Here is an 18435-nt window from a genome sequence, read left to right on the forward strand (position 1 = left end):
TCTCTCCTGCCCAAGTCTGCCCTCATTATAAAGACCGAATAGAGCATTTTCCATGCAACGATCTTCCGATCCATAACGCGATTTAACTCAACTTAATCTTGTAGGTACGTCCTGCAGATGTAGGGAAACTTATGATATTTAAATCGGTGTTCTCCGTCTCAACCACGCTGCCGTCAAGCGTTACCACAATTGGGCCTTCACCTCTAAGCACACACTCCCGACCCAGGTGTGAAGTGATGTGCGCTTCTACGAGTTGTCCGTTGTCCCACCGGATACTGACCTCAAATCCACCTCGGGCACGCAGGCCGGAAACGTTGCCCTGTTGCCAAGCATCCGGCAGTGCAGGTAGCAGTTCCATATAAGGACGGTGAGATTGCAGCAGCATCTCGGCTATCCCGGCAGAGGCCGCGAAGTTGCCGTCGATCTGAAACGGAGGATGTGCGCCCAGAAGATTCGGATATACACCGCCATGGTTGTATTGTTCCGACGCTCCATCTCTGACCAGACGCAGCATGTTGGAGAGCAGATGCAGGGAACGATTTCCTTCCCTGAAACGGCTCCAAAGTGCAACACGCCATCCCAGGCTCCAACCCGTGCTTTCGTCTCCCCGCCGCTCAAGGGAGGTTCTGGCGGCGACAAACAACTCTGGTGTCTCTTCGTCCGAAAGCTGTCGACCCGGATACACGCCTACCAGATGCGAGGTATGCCGGTGGTAAATGTCCTCATCCTCATAGTCCTTCGCCCACTCCTGCAATTGGCCATATTTCCCGACTTGCAGCGGCAGCAGACGCTCACGGATGCTCACCAGTTCTTTTCTGAAATCCAGGTCCGTTCCAAGTATTTCCGAGGCTTCAATACAGTTGGTGAACAACTCCCAGATTAATGAGATATCCATGGTTGAACCCGGACTGACCGCTGCTACACCTTCCGCTGTCCGGAATTTATGCTCCGGCGAAGTTGAAGGCGAAGTCACAAGGTGACCGTTACCATCGTCAATGAGCCAGTCCAGTGCGAACAGCGCAGCTTCCTTCATCACTGGATACGCGGAATTCCGCATATACGTCTCATCTCCGCTGAAGGCATAATGCTCCCATAAATGCTGGGTCAGCCAAATACCTCCCATCGGCCAGAAAGCCCAGCTTGGATCACCGTCACCATAATTGCCCACCGGTGCCGTCTGTCCCCAAATATCCGTGTTATGATGCGTGGTCCAGCCTCGGGTACCATAGTTGACCTGTGCGGTCTCAACGCCCTTCTTCGCCAAATTGCTGATCAAGTCCAGCAATGGCTCATGGCATTCAGCCAAATTGCATATTTCAGCCGGCCAATAGTTCATTTCAGTATTAATATTCAGCGTGTAATTGCTGCTCCATGGAGGACGAGTTACTGCATTCCATATGCCCTGAAGATTCGCAGCCTGCGTTCCCGGACGGGAGCTTGCGATCAGCAAGTAGCGCCCATAATGAAAGAGAAGCTCCACAAGCCCCGGATCCTCCGCCCCATAGGTCGTAATCCGCTGTTCAGTGGACATCTGCTCCGGAGCAGGTGAATTCCCCAGCTGAAGCTTCACCCGATCGAAGAGCAGACGATAATCCGCAATATGGGAGTCAAGCAGGCTGTCATATGGCTTGGCTACCGCCTCATTCAGAAATGAACTTGTGAAGGAAGCATCTTTCCCCTCGACTCCCGGAATGGCATCCATACCATTAAAACTTGTTGCCGCACTGAAATAAAAAGTTGCCGTTGTCGCACCCAATACATGAATTCCACTGCCATCCACAGTTACCTGTCCGTCCTCTGTCTTTACCGCTAGCTGTCCTTCAAAGACCATGCCCTTGTTATTTCCGGGGTCACCGTATCGGATCGGATCGTCGCTTGCAACATAGCTGGGATCGACATGTTCAGGGGCCGTTCCTTCCATAACAAAGCGGCCTTCCCTAACACTAGTCACATGCCGAAGCGGGCTATCCAGTGACGCATGTACATTCAACGCACCTTCCACACTCGCAGCCAGCCGCAGTACAAGTACCTGATCAGGATGCGACGCAAACATTTCACGGGTATATATAACATGGCCAATCTGATATTCAAGGCTGTGCACTGCATGTTCTACATCCAGCGTCCGCTTATAGGAATGGTAGATGTTCCCGTGCTCAAAACGTAGGAGTAAATCCCCGAAAGGCAGGTACGATTGAGTGTAAGGTCCCATCATTTCTCTGGTCAGCGTGTCCGCTTCTGTATAACGTTCCTCCTGTAACAGCTTGCGGACCTTTGGCAGAGCGTCCTTTGCGCCAGGATTGTTGCCGTTCTTCGGATAACCGGACCATAAAGTATCCTCATTTAAGCTGATTTTCTCCTGCCCCACTCCACCAAAGATCATACCGCCCAGACGGCCATTACCAATGGGAAGCCCTTCCGTCCATACATGTGCAGGTTTGTCATATTGAAGTTTCATGTGCACTCTCCCTCATGATTTCTCAATTGCTAGTCAGTACCTTCTGGAACATTAGTGAACGTATTATCCGCAATGTCAACCTCGCTGCAGGCTATTGCATAGACTGCTTCTTCAACGCCGGATAACTTTCCTGTCTCGCTGGAGGAACATATTTTATTCGACTTGAAAACCAACCCACAAGTGGATTTGGCGCTTAGAATCGGGACATCACTACAAGTTTCGAAACGGTTATTCAGGATAACGACCTGTCGGTGGACCGGAGCGCTCTCATCAACCACCACATTCTCCGGGGATATGAATATCACGGGATGCTCACTGCCGCCACATTCAATAAAATGGTTATCGGAGATCGTCACATCCTCTACCCTTCCGGACTCATACCAGGACTCGGCATCCACCGCAATCAAAATGGCATTCATGGACATGCGTTCAAACGTATTCCCGGTAATCAGCACTTTCCGACGAGTCGTTACGAGGATGCCTCGTGTTGGTACTCGGGCAAAATGATTATTTGTAATTTCCACTTCAGGTGTCCAGGTTACATTCTCAATGACATCATGGCTGCCAATACCGTCCGGTACCGGATGAGCAAGAGTCAGCAAAAGCTCACGAGCACTTAAACGCTCAACCGCAACCACATTGTTGGAGGCGTAGGTCGTCAACGAACCGGAACGGACAAATTCGATTTCATCACCAGGATAAAATGCTGGAAGCCCATACGTCTGGGGATGCATGAATCGAACCTTCACACAATCCACTGCTGGCTGATCTACAATTCGTAAATAGGTACCGTGGACATTGACAGGATCATCATGCGAACCGGAAAAATAGCTGTCCCTTACGGCAACCTTGCCTCTGCAGCTGGAGATGTGCAGAAAATCCGCAAAGCCGGCAACTGTACGTTCCGTTTCGGTGCGGGGCGCCAGGTTCATTCGTGAGAAGGTCAGATTTGTGCTGAACTGTCCAACGACACCGAGTCCGTGCAGAAAATGCAGACTCACGTCTCTCCACGTTATATCCGAGCATTCGGTCATAAAAGCTCCAACTTGATCACGAATGCCATCGCGGTTTTGTAGCACATGACCAGGGACCACATCAGGTTGAAAATCAAAATGCAAACGGATGGTCATGGGCTCAAGCTCTTCCACAGATTGGGCCAATTCCAGCCAATTGTCGATTCGCCAGGTTGTATTCCGCAATGGATCATAGGTTTGCATGGGACCTTCCGCAAAACTCCAGCCTTCACCGAGCCAGGTTAGCTTGTTGTCCCGAATCTGATAACGGGAATCGGGGTGAACCCGCGCATCGAAATAATGCTTTCCGCTTGCGATAATCGTCATCTCCGTCACCGTCGGCTGGTAATAGTCTGTACGCAGGTTGCGAATCTCTACATTGGTGCATTTGTCCAGCAAAAACAGGGTCTGTTTGCCGTGGAAAATAAACAGGGAGCCGTTGCCCTCCAGGGTTACATCGTTCATCCCTTTCAGCAAAATGGCAATGGTCTTGGTTACGTCTGGATTCTCTTCTTCACTCGTCGTATTGGAGATATAATAAGGCGCCCGAATCGCCTCCTCCGGGTAGAAATGATATCTGCCTCTCGCACAGTCCAGCACCACCGGACCAGAAATTTCGGCCGCCGCCTGAATGGCACGAGCCATGGCTGGCTGGGTGTCCAACTCAGAGTCAGGCACAGCGCCATAATCCGTCAAACTTATCGTCGTGAAATTCGTGATATCTTCTTGTTCTGTCACAGAAATGATGATCCCACCCTTCTTGGTATGTAACACATCCATTGCTTCTTCTCTATCATCACATATACTCCATCATCATACTTCGCTTCTGCCTAAATACAAGGAAAATCAGGTGCCGGTACATCATAGGCACCTGATTCCGATATCCCTCTTAATTACTTGCTTGTATCATATGCTTTTTGCAAAATTTCTAGATAACGATCGAGCTTCAGGTTCTGTAAACCTTTCACATAAGCATCCCAGTCCTTATTCAAGTCCTTGTTGCCTGTGATGAATTGCAATTCATTTTGCTCAATGTAGTTTCTGATGTTGGTTTGCAGCAAACTGGCTTCGTCAATTTCGTTTGGATCAATCCAGACGGACCAGATCGGGAACAGCTCTTTCGGCTCATGCCCTTCGTACAACAGCGATGCGTCATATAATCTGCGCTCATAACCATTGGATGCATAAATATCTGTGCCTTGAACGAAGGTATCACGATATTCTTTTGGCATATAGAAGTGAGCCATACCACTCCAGCCCGCATTACGTGGTGCCTCACCCTCAGCCATAGGGATTTGTTTCACTACAGGTTTAACGTCTTTACCCAGTGCCACATCACCTTCCACCGGGTCAGTCCAGTCAATCCCCTTCATACCGCTTGCACCGTTCGTTTGACCTTCTGGTGTGAACATGTAGTCAACCATTTTGATCAGGGCAATTTGCGCTTCTTCACTTGCCTTGTTTGTGATTACAAATTTCGCTCCTGGAGATACACCGCCCGCATCATGCGTCGCATAGGACACACCCTGTGGTCCAGAAATCGGCGCCAGCGGGTTATAGTGCGCCGAGCGAGTATTGCCTTCGTCAATGTTCACGAAAATTGCGGGATGCATAGCTGCACCAGCACCCAAAATTTCAGCGTCAGCATTTTCACCGATTTTCTTGAACGCTTCTGCGTTTTGTGTGAATGCGCCAGGGTCAATCAGACCTGCATCAAAGAGGGACTTAATGTAAGTCAATCCTTCTTTCCATTCAGGTGTAATTGCCGCAGATTGAACTTTTCCATTTTCCATTTGCAGGTAGTTTCGGTCATCATCATAGACAAATGCATTCATCAGGAACGGAATAATTCGTACGCCGAACTCCTCTATGGAACCACTCAGAGGTACCTCATCTGCTTTGCCGTTTCCGTTCGGGTCCTGCGTCTTGAAAGCTTGCAGCACGTTTTTGAATTCTTCGGTCGTCTTTGGCATTTCCAGATTCAGCTTTTTCAGCCAATCAGTATTAATCCACATCTTGCTCGGATAGGAGCAGTGGAAACATTCCGTATACGCAACAAGTCCATAGATATTACCATCAGGCGCTGTATTAAGCGTTTTCAAATTAGGGTTCTTCTCCATAGCTGCTTTGATGTTGGGAGCGTATTGATCAATGAGATCGTTCAAAGGAACGAGCACACCCTGCTTGCCATACTTCAGCAGATCTGCCTGAGAGAATTGGTCTATATAGTGGGTCAGCAGATAGGCATCAGGGTAGTCGCCGCTTGCCAGCGAGATTTGCCGCTTTTCCTTGGCTCCATCCGATGGGTTGATCTCCCAATTGAATTTGATATTGAATTTGTCTTCCACAAATGCAGTGAATTTATTGGTCGGAATATCAATGCTAGAGTCCTGAACCGCGAACACGCTAATATTCACCTTGCCGCCCTCTTCCGAGCTCCCCTGTTGTGCAGTAGATGAGCTACCATTGGAACACCCGCTCATGACAACTGTGAATGCCACTACCAGCATCAATAACGTTACCATACTTTTCTTCAAATCTGATCACTCCCTTTTTGTAGTTTACCAGTTGAGACGATGGTACCTTGCGTATGAACTGTCTATATCTTCTTGCTCCATACACCGAATCTAAGGATCAACCTTTAACAGAACCGACCAGCATCCCCTGTACAAAATGACGCTGTACAAATGGATAGATGACAAGTACAGGCAAAGTGGCGACCACAATTAACGAATATTTTAACAGTTCGGTAAGCTGCTGTCTTTCCACCATTTTCGCGACGTCCATGGCACCCGAACCATTATTTTGAATGATGATACTTCGCAAGATGAGTTGCAGCGGGAACAGGTCTGCCGATTTGAGGTAGATCAGGGCATCAAAGTACGCATTCCACTGCCCCACAGCATACATGAGAACCAGCACGGCGATGATCGGCTTCGATAACGGGAGTACAACACTCCAGATAAATCGCATATCACTACAGCCGTCAATTTCACTGGCTTCCAGAAGCTCCCCCGGAATAGAAGATTGAAAGAACGAGCGAGCAATAATGACCTGCCATACCCAGATTGCATTCGGGATCAGTAACGCCCAGCGAGTATCAATCAGATGAAGCTGCTTCACAACCATATAAGTCGGAATCAGCCCACCACTGAAAATCATGGTAAAGGTAATGATCATCATCAGGGTGTTCCTGCCGAAAAAGGTTTTGCGTGACAACGGATAAGCAATCATGATGGTTAACGCTACACTGATCAGGGTACCTGCGACCGTATAGAAAATGGAGTTACCATAGCCGATGAGAATCTCAGGTGTATTAAATAATGCCTTGTAACCGTTGAAGGAAATATCTACGGGCCAGAGCCATACTCGACCGGAAGTTACTGCTGCCGGGCTGCTGATTGAGCTGCTGACGATAAATATCAGTGGGTAAATGACCACCAACGCCACGATACTGAGCAAAATGTAAATTGTAATCAGAAACGTTTTGTCCACAGCGGACTCTTTAATCTTGGTTTGAACGTTTGCAGCCATAGGTGAACTCCTTTCCTACCAAATGCTATTCTTAGTAACTCTCTTCGCCAAACCATTCACCGTAACCAGTAAGACCAGATTGATCAGTGAGTTGAACAGCCCCACCGCAGTTGCGAAGCTATAGTTGGCATTCAACAGGCCGACTCGGTAGACATAAGTTGCAATGATTTCAGAATTAGCCAGATTGAGCGGATTCTGTAACAGGTAGACTTTCTCAAAGCCAATCGCCATGACATTTCCGACATTCAGGATCAAAATAATGACAATGGTTGGCACCAGCCCGGGCAGATCCACGTGACGGATTTTTTGAAAACGCGAGGCTCCATCGACTTTGGCCGCTTCGTACAATGTGGGATCGATTCCGGCTAGTGCTGCCAAATAAATAACCGCACTGTAGCCCGCAGTCTGCCAAATGTCGGACCAGACATAGATCGAACGGAACATACCCGGCTCACCCAGAAAATTCACGGAATCCAGCCCAAAGAAGTTCATGGCGATGTTCACAAATCCAAGCCGTGGTGCCAGGAACAGCATAATCATGGACACCATCACGACTGTTGAGATGAAATAGGGTGCAAAGGATACGAGTTGGACGAATTTCTTGAACTTGGCTCCTCGTACCTCATTAATCATGAGTGCGAGCACAATCGGAATTGGAAATCCGGCCAACACTAAATAACCGCTAAGTAAAATGGTGTTCTTCACCAGGGTCCAAAATAATGGGTTCTCAAAGAACAGACGAAAGTTTTGAAAACCAACCCAATCACTTCCCCATATCCCCTTGATGACGTTATAGTCCTTAAAGGCAAGAACCGCATTGATCATCGGATAATACTTGAAGATGAGAAAAAATAGCAAGGGCGGAATCACCAGTAGGTGTAACTGCCAGTGCTTCATCATTCTTTTGCGGGCATTGGTCAGAAAACCAGGTGCCTTCGGCTGTGTTGATGTCTTGTGATTTAATACGATTTCCTTCTCCAGAACAATCCCCCCTTACTAGCTGTCTGCGATGCGTAAATTATGATAGCGCTTTCTTGATTCTGATCATAGTCGATTTTGATGTCCTATAAACAGGTACACCTGCGCCGTTACACGTACAGTTATCCTGCTTTTGGGGGCACACATCCGCAGTACGACAGCCATTTTTCCATTACGGAGGCGTATTCGCAAAAAAAGACCGCATTGTCCGGAACACGGACAACACAGTCTATGGGTCTTCCTTTCATTTAATCGTCAACCGATTGTCTATACACACTGGGCGAAACGCCATTCAATCGTTTGAAGGCCCTCCTAAAGGAGTGAGAACTATTGTAACCTACCCGTGACGCAATCTCGTCAACAGTATAATTGCTCTCTTTCAACAAAATCACAGCCTGATCCATTCGGACTTTGATCAGGTGATCGGAGAAATTAACCCCCGTAAACTCTTTGAACAATTGAGAGATGTATTTCTCAGGCCGCTCCACATGCTCTGCCACCCGATACAGAGTCAGTTCTGTATCTGAATACATTTTCGCAGTATATTCCTTAATCTGTTTGATGATTTGAATATGAGCATCCTTCTTCTTGTTTGCAATAACGGAGCAGAGCTCTTCCATGATCTCATAAAACTCAGCTTTGATCGTTTCGAGCGGCTCCGAGGAACCAATATCAATGACCCGCCGTTTCACATTCTCGATGGAGGCATATTCCGTAAACGCCTTTTGATCCAGCAACTTGAGAAAAGTCCCCTTCATTTCTCCAACAAGTTGATGCTTCATTTCCATGGACAACTCCCGCTGCTCCATGTTCTGCACAATAATTGCATCGACAATCCGTTTGGCCTCTTCAAGTTCCCCTGCACGGATCGTACCAATCAGTCGCTGCTCCGAATCCAGCGGGTAATAATACGTTGTATTTTCGGTTTGGGCTTCGTTGTTCCACATCATGCCTTTTTTATTCATGTAGACTGCATACTCCAGCGCCTGATTGGCCTGATCAAAGGAAAGGCTGACCTCTGTCAACGATGTGAAGAGATTTCCGAATCCTGACTGGATGGTGATCCTGTATTCATTGAACACATACTGTGCCAGATTCTCCATGATATGCGTGATATCTTCCTTTTCACGATCCAATTCGGAGTCGGTTTCCTTGGAAAAGAACAGGATGACCACTTTATCCGAACCCATATCGGTCATCAGGACATCCACGTCCAGTTCAGCCAAAGCCTGCTTCAACAGTAATCGGGAGGCATTCAGTTCATTCAGGATCTCGACGCTGTCCATACTGGCATAACCCTTAATCTGGACAATTCCAGCATATCCCGTGCCTTGATACAAATTAATATCTGCCTGTTCGGCAGCGGAAAGAATCTCATCCCGCGATTTGAATTCGCCGGAGATCAGCCGCTTCAGGAAGGCATCCCTGACCAGTGGGAGCTGGCGATTTAATTCGGATTCAAGCAGCTTGTTCTTGGTGAGCATAGCAGCGATATTTCCACTCAAAAAGTCAAATTCATTTTTGGGAGCCGATTCATCCTTCCCAAACTGCTCTTTCATTACACTTAACAGTCGATTGATTGGAACGCTGTTGCGATAAGCCAGCACAAGTCCAACAATCAGTCCGATGAGCAGTGTGCCGCCCGTAATCAGCATCGTCATCCCCTTGATCCTGTTTGCATTCTCCATCAGGACATGACGGGGAATACCCGCCTGGTATACCCATCCGTTCTTATCAGATCTTGTAGTGATCACGAGATCATCCCCATAGAACTGGCTGACTCTGCTTGGGTCAAAATGAGAGTCCGAGGCCATTTTCACCATCTCGGGCTCAGAGCTCCCTTGCAGCGCAATGGTATTGCCCTCCGCATCGCTGATATGAACCCAGCCACCGTATCGGTCATTCAGGCTGGACAACAGACTAAGAATCATTTTCTCGTCAATGATTACAACGGCGACAGCCGGTGAAGAATCATTGAAGCTGTCCAGAGGCAATGACTGCATATATGTGATTACCGAAGTCTGCTTCCCCCTACTAACATAGGAACTAAGCGGTTTAATCTCACTCCGGTGGGTCTTCCCCAACACGTCCTTCATCCATTCTTCCAACGAAAGATCGTTATAACGAAAATCAGTATAATAGTGATTCGGTCTGTAAGAAGAGCCCGGGGTCAAAATTAGATTGTAATTCGCAAGATAAATATAATAATTTTGCAGAAAATCATTGGTCTGTCCAAAGGTCAACACATTCTCCATCGTTCTCCATATTCCATATACGTTGGTTTCGTTGTCCCTTTCATTCATCAGAACGTTCAGTTCCTGATTAACTGCAAGCTGTCGGGTGAAGCCCTCCACTTCCGCCATGCGGCCCTCCAATATTTCCTGGCTTTTCTGGAGTTGGGTAACACTATTCTCAATGGAAATGGACTGTGTTACGGAGATGGAAGTTAGATAAGACATATAACCGCCAATGCTGGGTATAACCAAAATGATCACGTAGGAAATTAAAAATTTACGAAAAACATTGGAATATTTAATGGGTAACCCTCCTCCCCCTCCTTGAGGTATTGGTAGCGTTATCAAAGATAATAATATTTTCCGGGTTAGTCAATTGTTTTATCTCATTCTTCAATCGTGTTTCATTCGGGAATGAATAAAAGGCAACGATAAAAAGACGATTATCATTGCTTTTTTTAACATTTCCGAAGTTCTTTGGTTTGAGATGATAACTCCTTATCATTCAGAAAAAAGGGGCCGAGATGGCCCCCCAATCCTAGTTTACATCATTTCTTCTTTGGTTCTTCCACCTCTGATCGGGCTTTTACAACCTGATCGACGGATGCTGCTTCAACATCGCCAAAGGCCCAGTGTGTGGAAGGAACATCCTTCCACTGTGGCTGCGAAACGTTCGTGAGCGGTGCTCTGCCCAAAGCTCTGTTGATTGCTACAACGGCTTCCGCTCTTGTCAATAAAGCATTCGGGCGAAAAGTTCCATCTTTATAGCCTTTCAGAATGCCTGCGCTTTGCGCTTTCAAAATGGCTTCCTTGGCCCAGTGGCTGCTGATATCAGAAAATCCATCGCCTGAATGCTCGGAATCCGGACCGAGAAGGGCTACGAGAGTGGCCATCTCCGCACGAGTCAATGGCTGATTTGGCTTAAACGTCCCATCCTTATAACCATTCATCAACCCCATCTTGCTTACCTTAGCAATGCCGTCGGCTCCCCAATATTCTGACTTAACGTCACTGAATACAACAGCAGATCCTGTGCCTTCTTTCTCAGATACCATTGCGAGTATGGTTGCCATCTCTGCACGGGTGAGCTTGTTATCCGGCTTGAACAACCCGCCCGGATATCCTTGAATATACGCCTTGTACGGAATATCTTGACCACCCTCTGTTCCTGTTGTCCCGTCTGTATTTCCAGATTCAGGAGCTGGCGCAGGCACAGAAGTGTCTGAAGGCTGGACGACTGGAGTCGATGGTCCACTTGGATTGGATGGACCACCTGGATTCGACGGATTCGTTGGTTCACCGTTTCCAGTAGGGACAATAAACTTCAGTTGATCGGCCAGCATGAGCTCACCGGATTTCTTCACAGCTTTGAGTGTATGCTGGCCTTTTGCCAGTCCTGAAATGCTATAAATCTCCTGCTGAATCTGCCGGCTTGGACTGTAGGCGTTCACGGTCTGCACCAGCTGTCCGTCTACATAAATGTCCACTTCGCCCTGTTCTGGTCCAGTCGGTGTAATCATACTTATTCCAGTGCCCTTGAAGGCGTATTCGAAAGAATCCCCGTCCACCACCGTGGAATGCACATCATTGAGATAATCACCGCCGAAGGCAAAGCTGAGGTTCAGCGTCCCCACTGACTGCGCAGCAAGATACGATTTTTTCAGTGTAACTCGGTTCCCTGCAACTGTATAATCGGACCCCGGAACCAGATCAAGTGATCCGTTAGTAATACCACTGAAGCTTTCCACCTGTTGCAGCAGCGTCACATCAATGTCCGTCTGAGCGGAAGCTGACTTTTCGAAATCCGCGGTTACCGGATTAATTAGATTCGGAAGCTCAACTTTGAGCATATCGAGCAGCATGTACTCCCCCGATTTCTTCACTGCCTTGAGCGTGTGCTGCCCATCCGGCAGCCCCGAGATGCTGTACAGGTTCTGCTGTGCCAGCCGACCGTTACGATGGGCGCTGACTGTTTCCTTGAATTGGTCGTCAACATAGATATCCATGTCTCCCTGTGACTGGTCAACCTCCGTAAATAACTGGATCCCCGTTCCCTTGAAGGTGTATTCAAAAGAATCATCGTTTTTTTCGGTATACTGCACATCGTCCTTATAGTCACCCAAACCTCTGCCAGTGCTTCGTGACCAGGAGCCGTTGTACTTGATTGCCGGATCGTCGTTATTGATCATTATAAATCGAATGCCCGTAGTATCGCTGATCCTTATTGCCAAAGACTGGGGATCACCCGCGCTAAAGATTACGTTTAGACTCGTTGTCCCTATAGGCAGCTGCGTGAGGTACTGCTTCCTGATAGTCAGCTTGTCATTGACCACCGTGTAGTCGTCATCACTGAGCAGCACCCCGTCATTTTCAACGCCGGTCAGCATATTGCCGTTCAAGGACAGCCTCACGGTGACATCCTTCTGTTGTTCCGTCTCCTTGTCAAAGTTTGCAGAGGTCGGACTAATGGTGCTGTTCTGCCCTCCAGGAGGAATTTCCATGGTTACTCTAAGCGCATCCAGCAACATATACTGGCCCGAGCCCTTGACCACCTTCAAGGTATGTGGGCCGTTGTCCAAATCAAGTTTGCTGTACAAAACCTGCTGGACTTCCCTTTCTCCACTGGTATAGGCGTTTACAGTTTCAGGTGCTCCATTATCGAGGGTGACAATCATGTCTCCTTGGTCTTTATCCTTCTCCGTCAGCAGCTCAATGCCTGTGCCCGTGAAACTATACTCAAAATAATCGCCGTCTTTTTCAGTAAAATGCACATCGCCATTGTAATCACCGTAACTTCTGCCGGTATTGGAGTTCCATGAGCCCGTGTATTTAATACTGCTGTCATCATCATTAATGTAGACCTCATTGGTAACAGTGGCATCTTCCACGGAGATTGAATTTGCAGCATTGTCAGCTTCAGCGTCCAAGGCACCCCCTTGACTGCTATTCGCTGGACCAGTGCCAGAGGAATCCGTAATCGCTATGCTCAGATCCTGTCTCCCATCTGTCTGCTCCTTGCCCCCGTTGCGCTGCCAATCCCCGCTATAGAGCATGCCTGTATCATCGTCATTGACGGCTGATGTGCCGTTCAGTGCGGTTACTTTAAGCATCCGGGAAGCATGGGGTTCTAGCACGCCGCCACTGAATTCATGATTAAAATTCCCCAGCTCGGAATGGCTCCAGAGATCACGGACAGAAGCCGGACCGTTGAGGCCAAGATCGCTCCATTTGACTTTAACCTCCGCACTCTGGTCGCCCAAATTGAACAAGGCTACACTGTAAGTACCATCTCCGTTATTGGCATACCAAACCTGCTGCTTGGTCTCCATGGAAACCGGATGGCCTGGACGTCCGGCCTGATTGACGGCAATGACTTCGTCATTCGTAAGCAATTCCAATCCATAGCTGTCCAGCCTTGTTAAATCATCACCTGTATAAAGCGGTGCTGAAGAGATAGACCAGAAGGTCGTGGCCGTTTGCCGCTCAACCTTGGTCAGACCATCCATCGAGCCATTCCCGACATTCAGTGAATCGAAGTCGTTCCAGCCTCCGGGACCTGCATCCCGCCACCAGAGGGCAGCGATGGGGAACAAGCGGGAAATACTCGACCATTCGGTCAATCCCTTACTGCTGTCGTAAGCTTCAACGTCCCAGTCGATCCTCCAGCCGTTTGCATACTTTTTCCAGAAGTCCACGTAATTGTGATCAAGCGCCCAGGAAAGCTCAAACCAGATGTTATTTCTGTCCAGGGCTTTGGACCATGCCTCCACATCACCACGTGCATCCCGGCTCAGATTATTGATTCCCGATCCTGGCGTCACACTGTCGAATTTGACAAAGTTGATACCCCACTCGCCAAGAAGATCCGCGATGGAGTCAATATACTTCTGTGAGCAAGGGTTCGAAAAATCAATTTTGTACGTGTACGAATCCCAAGCATCCATAACAACGAGCGGTTTTACTGCAATATCTTGCATACGACATGCCCCGCCCGACCCATAAACCTCAAGATTTTTATCATAGGCGGTGATTGATAATCCCGGAATCAGATAGATTCCGATCTTCTGTCCGTTATTATGGACGTAATCAATGACCTCCTGAAATCCATTTGGATAAAGAACAGTACTCGGAATAGGACGGCCGTATTCATCTTCGTCACCGTTCCAGCCAGCATCAATATTAATGTATTCATATCCATGGGCTTGCAGCTTCTCACGCATGGCGTCCGATTGCTTCTTAATACTCTCGGCCGATGTCCAGTTACCCGGCCCGTCATATACCTGCATGCTGTAACTGCTCCAACCCATATACGGCTTTTGGGCCAGACTCTTATCTGCTGCTTGTGCCACATTACCTGTCGTTCCCATAATCCCGAACTGCACCGCCGCAATCATAAATACCATGAAACACATTGCCATCCTTTTTCCGATTCGTTTCAAATTATCCCTACCCCCTCTGAATTTGGTCATTCAAATTCCTGTTGATAGCGCTTCCACACGAGAAGAGAATAGTGGATGAGGCATTCCCAAGATAGGTACAATTCGGTATTTTACGTACAATTAACCTGAAATATAGGGGCAAACCGTCGCAGAACAAACATATTTCCATTAATGGATAAATAAACAAATGGAAACTTCATCTTTGCTCAAGCCGAGGGAATGGGTTGAAAAGAATCAGGAAAAGCAAAGATCAAAATCTGTAAACAAATAAAAAAGGTTCCGAGAGTGGCAGCAATGCCATTCTAGGAACCTTTTTCGTGTTACATATGATGCGGTCGAGAGGACTCGAACCTCCACGGGGGTTAGCCCACACGGACCTGAACCGTGCGCGTCTGCCAATTCCGCCACGACCGCGTATGTCTTATCTCCGAGAAATTATATCGCGGCGACAAGAGATAATATATCATGTGCAGGTAATTAGTGTCAACAAAAAAATATAATTTCAGTTTCAATGATAAAGCTTTTTATAAATTATATCTTTGAAGGCCAGTTGCCATACCAGGCATACCCGCCTCTTCTTTCCTTATCGATATCGCTGAGTTTGTATTTCAAAACCCCATCACGTCCTACGAAGATCGGTTTATCCGTTCCAATTTCGTAAAAACGTGCCCATATTGGCGCTGCACCTGAATCAGCTACGAGTTTGCTATCTCCGTTTTCTCTGACATACTTGTATCCTGTAATTTTCACGTTGTTGAACCAGGCTTCTGCCGCTTGAATGGAAACCTTAATTTTCGAGTTCGACGGTCTTGTTTTCAAAAACTTTACAATCGTACTGCTCTCTCCAGCACTTAGAGAAGGCACTTCATAAATCCTTGCTCCTGCAGGTTTTAGGGAGCTGGAATCATGCTGCTGTCCCCATGCAGTCAGTTTACCATTTGCTACAACCTGTGTATTGAGAATAGCATCTACACCTTTGGCAACTGATTTTTTACTGCGATCCGCAAGAGAGCTGTCGATGAATGAGAAATCACCTTTACGTGCACCTACTTCATCCAGCATGTACATGACATTAATCATGGCATCGTCGTTGAAGGTAATGTGTTTGTGATAGCCTGAGCTCTGGTATACTTGTGGCCATCCTCCATTGGAGTACTGCATATTTAACAAAAAGTTGATTCCTTTGATGGCAGCAGCCGAATATCGCGGATCATTTGTCTTTTTAAATTCCTTGGCTAATCTTCTAATTTCTGAGTATGTAGCTTTATTATCAATCGTAGATTTGGCCCACTCACCACTTGTTTCTTTGTAATCCTTCTTCCATCCCCCGTCAGGACGTTGATTCTTCAAAATATCTGAGATACTTGCTGTCGTTCCAGATGCGTCTGCAGCAGATACCTTAGCAGCAGGCTGAAATACCATTCCGACAACAGAGAAAATCATTGTACATGCCATTACCAAAGATGCAAACCTTGCTTGTGCCTTCAACATCGTTTAGAACACTCCCCAATTCATTTTCTGCAAACTGTTTTCCTTGAGCGTCTCCCCTCCTTATATTTGTTTTTAAACTCAAACTATTTCTTTTCATCCAATAAGTGGATTATACAAAAAGAATTCTATGCAAAACAATGAATTTTGTCAATAATTGCAACAATATGTAACAAATTCTTTGTCTTAACCTATAGGTATCGTCTAATCGAAATGTGAGAAAGCCAATAAATTATCCAATTTTTCTCCATTTGAAACAGTAGTTACTTTTTTGTCATCTATTAAAACCCAATATTCGAGTTATTTCTACATAAATAGCGATAATTCCGTTAACATTGAGATGATAAGAAGTGTTCAAAATCGGTTTGACATTTTCGCATTTATGCAATATAGTTTCAAAAGGTTACAAAAACTTAATTATTCATTTGCCGAGTTTCATGTTTGAAAACGGGGGAACCATTTTGGGTGAATTATTCTTATACATAGGAAATATAGGGAACCTTCTACCGAACCCTTAGCTAACTCCGTAGGCATCGAAGGGAGAACAAAAATTTTGAAAAAGCTTATCATCTCCATTTTTGGAGCAGCAGTTCTACTTACATCCGGTGCAGCAAGCACAGAGGCAAGCAGTATCAACACCGTCGTTAACAACATGACAGGCATACCTTACAAATGGGGCGGCACAACAATGGCCGGATTTGATTGCTCTGGATTTATGAGATATATTTTCAACAAATATAGCATTGAATTACCACGCACTTCCCAGCAACAAGCTAAGGCCGGAACTCCGGTATCCAAAGCTAATCTGCGTACTGGTGACATGGTATTCTTTAATACGATGGGCAATGGCATTTCACATACAGGTGTATATATCGGGGGCGGACAGTTCGCTCATGCTTCAAGCAGCAAGGGTGTCAGCATCACACAATTATCCAATCCTTACTTCAATGATCGTTACGTAACAGCACGCCGGGTAACAGGACAATTTATGTATAACAAAATGCTGGGCAAAATATAAGTTTGATTTGATATAGCGCTAAGAGGAGGCTCCGGTTGAATCCGGGACCTCCTCTTTGTTTGGGGCTTTTGTTTACAAATCCGGTGTGCTGTAGACTTCTATACTTAATGTAAAGCCTTCTGTACTCTCATTGCACCCTGAGACAGCGCATGGCCTCCGCCTACCGCTCCAGCCACAGCAACCGTCTCCATAATCTCCTGATCGGTCGCTCCTTTGGCACGTGCCTCTTCCACATGGTAAAACGTACATACCTCATTGTTCGCAAACAGTCCAATACCCAGCGCAATCAGCTGTTTGGTCTTGGCATCAATCGCCCCTGCCTGAAAGCATTCTCCAGTGAACTCATGATAAGACTTCACCACTGCTGGTAGCACATCGCTTAATTCACCAATCTGATCTTTATAGGCATGAACCTTATCATTCATCAGTGTCATGGTTACCGCACATCCTCTCGGCTGATATGTTACAAGCTCTCACTGTACCTATCTTCTCTCCCGAGAGGTGTAATTATGCCAAAACATCCATGGTAAATGAACCTAAATAGGCATGTCCTATTCTTCGAGCAGGCTCTCGCGTGGTTCGCTGAACAATTGATATCGATAATTCCGATCAAGCTTGACCACACGACGATTCTGACGGCGAATGAGTACCTGCTCCCCGTCCCAAGCCACTACAATACCTGTCACATCATTGGACTGAATCTCGTCCCGTACTACCCTTACTTTTTCACCCGATAAACGCAGTGCATCCAATTGTGCATCACTGATCATATTTATGGCGCCTACTTTCCCAAAAAAATTATTTACAAAAAGAGACCTAAATGAAAAGTCATTTAGGTCTCACGTGACTGTATTGGACTGTCATGTCATTCGAAAGTATGTCCCGACTGAAAGTTACCGCTGCGCGTGCTCTTTGCTGTCGTTCTTCTCAAACCAAAAATCAAGCACTTTGGCGGACATCACACGTTCTTCAAGGTACTCCACTTGATGCGGTGTAAATTGTTCTTTCCAAGAGAAGGACAACTCTTCGCACAAGCCTACAATCGTCAGCAATTCTGACCAGGCAACGTAGCGTTTGTACCAGAAAAATTGAGGATGTTCAATCATATAGGGATAAAGGTCATCGAATTCCGTATGTTTACAATCCAGGGCACGCTCAAAATGTACTTTCGATTCCGCCAGCTTATCAATAAAAAATTGTTCTGTTGCCGGTTGGTTACCCATGGTGTTGCCTCCTCTCCCTAACATAACCCCATTATAAATGAAATCAGCGGTCA

General features: G+C 46.8%; 12 protein-coding genes, 1 tRNA gene and 1 riboswitch. Of the genes, 1 reads left to right on the plus strand and 12 read right to left on the minus strand.

Features of this window, described 5'->3' with window-relative positions:
- Window positions 1-82: 82 nt before the first annotated feature.
- The 9 genes from AC4PM4_RS16515 to pelA form a co-directional block, all read right to left on the minus strand.
- Window positions 83-2455 carry a glycoside hydrolase family 95 protein gene (locus AC4PM4_RS16515; protein WP_491614059.1) on the minus strand — a complete coding sequence of 791 codons (2373 nt, stop codon included), beginning with the start codon at window positions 2453-2455 and terminating at the stop codon, window positions 83-85.
- Window positions 2456-2484: 29 nt separating this feature from the next.
- Window positions 2485-4206 (minus strand): right-handed parallel beta-helix repeat-containing protein, encoded by a 1722-nt coding sequence (locus AC4PM4_RS16520; protein WP_491614061.1) that lies wholly within the window; start codon window positions 4204-4206, stop codon window positions 2485-2487.
- A 155-nt stretch (window positions 4207-4361) separates the two neighbouring features.
- The gene (locus AC4PM4_RS16525; RefSeq protein ID WP_090805183.1) at window positions 4362-6005 is read right to left on the minus strand and encodes an extracellular solute-binding protein; all 1644 of its coding nucleotides are present in this window, start codon (window positions 6003-6005) and stop codon (window positions 4362-4364) included.
- Between the two features lie 97 nt (window positions 6006-6102).
- On the minus strand, window positions 6103-7002 hold the full coding sequence (locus tag AC4PM4_RS16530; protein WP_063564773.1) for a carbohydrate ABC transporter permease: 900 nt from the start codon (window positions 7000-7002) through the stop codon (window positions 6103-6105).
- Window positions 7003-7017: 15 nt separating this feature from the next.
- On the minus strand, window positions 7018-7902 hold the full coding sequence (locus AC4PM4_RS16535; RefSeq protein ID WP_143805411.1) for an ABC transporter permease: 885 nt from the start codon (window positions 7900-7902) through the stop codon (window positions 7018-7020).
- Window positions 7903-8228: 326 nt separating this feature from the next.
- Entirely contained in the window at window positions 8229-10343 is a 2115-nt protein-coding gene (locus tag AC4PM4_RS16540) for a helix-turn-helix domain-containing protein (RefSeq protein WP_240321374.1), read from the minus strand.
- Between the two features lie 419 nt (window positions 10344-10762).
- Window positions 10763-14653 carry a X2-like carbohydrate binding domain-containing protein gene (locus AC4PM4_RS16545; RefSeq protein ID WP_491614062.1) on the minus strand — a complete coding sequence of 1297 codons (3891 nt, stop codon included), beginning with the start codon at window positions 14651-14653 and terminating at the stop codon, window positions 10763-10765.
- Between the two features lie 330 nt (window positions 14654-14983).
- Window positions 14984-15067 (minus strand) — tRNA-Leu (locus AC4PM4_RS16550).
- Between the two features lie 117 nt (window positions 15068-15184).
- A complete protein-coding gene (gene pelA / locus AC4PM4_RS16555) occupies window positions 15185-16144 on the minus strand; it encodes a pectate lyase (RefSeq protein WP_491614063.1) in 960 nt (319 codons plus the stop codon).
- 413 nt (window positions 16145-16557) lie between these two features.
- Window positions 16558-16689, plus strand: a riboswitch (cyclic di-AMP (ydaO/yuaA leader).
- Between the two features lie 5 nt (window positions 16690-16694).
- Here pelA and AC4PM4_RS16560 point away from each other — a divergent pair.
- Complete coding sequence (locus AC4PM4_RS16560; RefSeq protein WP_491614064.1) at window positions 16695-17159, plus strand: C40 family peptidase; 465 nt, start codon at window positions 16695-16697, stop codon at window positions 17157-17159.
- A gap of 104 nt (window positions 17160-17263) precedes the next feature.
- On the opposite strand, the gene AC4PM4_RS16565 is transcribed toward AC4PM4_RS16560, so the two are convergent.
- The 3 genes from AC4PM4_RS16565 to AC4PM4_RS16575 all read right to left on the minus strand — a co-directional run bounded on the left by AC4PM4_RS16565 (window position 17264) and on the right by AC4PM4_RS16575 (window position 18382).
- Window positions 17264-17593, minus strand: coding sequence for a carboxymuconolactone decarboxylase family protein (locus tag AC4PM4_RS16565; protein WP_062322073.1), 330 nt, complete (start codon window positions 17591-17593; stop codon window positions 17264-17266).
- Between the two features lie 117 nt (window positions 17594-17710).
- Window positions 17711-17929, minus strand: coding sequence for a hypothetical protein (locus AC4PM4_RS16570; protein ID WP_063564777.1), 219 nt, complete (start codon window positions 17927-17929; stop codon window positions 17711-17713).
- Window positions 17930-18052: 123 nt separating this feature from the next.
- Window positions 18053-18382 carry a hypothetical protein gene (locus AC4PM4_RS16575; RefSeq protein WP_024629266.1) on the minus strand — a complete coding sequence of 110 codons (330 nt, stop codon included), beginning with the start codon at window positions 18380-18382 and terminating at the stop codon, window positions 18053-18055.
- Window positions 18383-18435 lie beyond the last annotated feature (53 nt).

It is taken from the genome of Paenibacillus sp. MDV22-iso6 (assembly GCF_058408365.1).

Excerpts from the sequence above, each read along its gene's own strand:
- AC4PM4_RS16530 (WP_063564773.1), bottom strand. The coding sequence starts at position 7,002 with ATGGCTGCAAACGTTCAAACCAAGATTAAAGAGTCCGCTGTGGACAAA.
- AC4PM4_RS16575 (WP_024629266.1), bottom strand. The coding sequence starts at position 18,382 with ATGGGTAACCAACCGGCAACAGAACAATTTTTTATTGATAAGCTGGCG.
- AC4PM4_RS16515 (WP_491614059.1), bottom strand. The coding sequence starts at position 2,455 with ATGAAACTTCAATATGACAAACCTGCACATGTATGGACGGAAGGGCTT.
- AC4PM4_RS16570 (WP_063564777.1), bottom strand. The coding sequence starts at position 17,929 with ATGATCAGTGATGCACAATTGGATGCACTGCGTTTATCGGGTGAAAAA.
- AC4PM4_RS16565 (WP_062322073.1), bottom strand. The coding sequence starts at position 17,593 with ATGACACTGATGAATGATAAGGTTCATGCCTATAAAGATCAGATTGGT.
- AC4PM4_RS16540 (WP_240321374.1), bottom strand. The coding sequence starts at position 10,343 with ATGGCGGAAGTGGAGGGCTTCACCCGACAGCTTGCAGTTAATCAGGAA.
- pelA (WP_491614063.1), bottom strand. The coding sequence starts at position 16,144 with ATGTTGAAGGCACAAGCAAGGTTTGCATCTTTGGTAATGGCATGTACA.
- AC4PM4_RS16535 (WP_143805411.1), bottom strand. The coding sequence starts at position 7,902 with ATGATGAAGCACTGGCAGTTACACCTACTGGTGATTCCGCCCTTGCTA.